Consider the following 1,207-nt stretch of genomic DNA (forward strand, 5'->3'; position numbering starts at 1 on the left):
GAAGCTGCTGGGAAACTGCCGTTGTCGGTACGGGAGTTCGTGGCGGAGCGGTTGCCGGAGTACATGGTGCCGTCGGCGGTGGTGGTGCTGGAGGAACTGCCGCTGACGGTGAACGGCAAGCTCGACCGCGCCGCCCTGCCCGCACCCGACTACGCAAGCCTGTCTTCGCAGCGAGGGCCGTCCTCGGTGCTGGAAGAGGTGCTGTGTGCGGCCTTCGCCGAGGTTCTCGGGCTGGAGCGGGTCGGGGCCGACGACAACTTCTTCAGGCTGGGTGGTCACTCGCTGCTCGCGGTGTCGCTGGTGGAGAAGCTTCGCGAGCGTGGCGTGGCGGTGAGCGTCAAGGCGTTGTTTACGACACCGACGCCGGCCGGGATCGCGGCGGGTGCCACAGGCTCATTGGTGGAGGTGCCGCCGAACCTGATCCCTGAGGGCGCCGCCGAGATCCGTCCGGAGATGCTGCCGCTGGTCGATCTCAGCCAGGAGGAGATCGACCTGATCTGCACTCGCATCCCTGGCGGCGCCGGGAACATGGCGGACGTCTATCCGCTGACACCGTTGCAGGAGGGGATGTTCTTCCACCACTTGCTGGCTGAGGACGGCGAGGATCTCTACCTTGTGCCGACGGTTGTCGCCTTCGACTCCCGTGAACACCTCGACGCGGCGCTGTCCGCATTGCAGCAGGTGGTGGACCGGCACGACATCTACCGGACCGCGATCGTGTGGGAGGGGCTCCGCGAACCCGTGCAGGTGGTGTGCCGACAAGCGGAGGTACGAGCCGTCGAGGTGGCCTTGAGCTCCGGTACGGCTGTGGCCGAACAGCTCCTGGCCCTGGCCGGCTCCCGCATCGACCTGGCCCAGGCGCCGCTGATTCGTGCCCACATCGCGCGCGATCCGCAGACCGGTCAGTGGGTGGCCTTGCTGCAGATGCACCACCTCGTCCAGGACCACACCGGATGGGACATCGTCCAAAGCGAGATAGCCGCACTGATCCGCGGTGACGTCGATGGGTTGCCGGAGCCGGTGCCTTTCCGGGATTTTGTGGCGCATGCGCGGTTGGGTGTTTCGCGTGCGGAGCACGAGGCGTATTTCGGTGGGTTGTTGGGTGATGTGAGGGAGACGACGGCGCCGTTCGGGCTGCTTGATGTGCACCGTGATGGTGAGGATCTGAGTCGGGCTCGTGTGGTGCTGGACGAGGTGTTGTCGGTGC

1 protein-coding gene is annotated in these 1,207 nt (G+C 66.4%); it reads left to right on the plus strand.

Annotation, left to right across the window (positions count from 1 at the left end):
• Positions 1-39: 39 nt before the first annotated feature.
• Positions 40-1,207, plus strand: a 1,168-nt coding sequence (locus tag ACFZDK_RS55895) for a condensation domain-containing protein (RefSeq protein ID WP_390987144.1), incomplete at its 3' end; no start/stop codon positions are given.

This window comes from Streptomyces sp. NPDC007901 (assembly GCF_042959465.1).
Classification (GTDB): domain Bacteria; phylum Actinomycetota; class Actinomycetes; order Streptomycetales; family Streptomycetaceae; genus Streptomyces.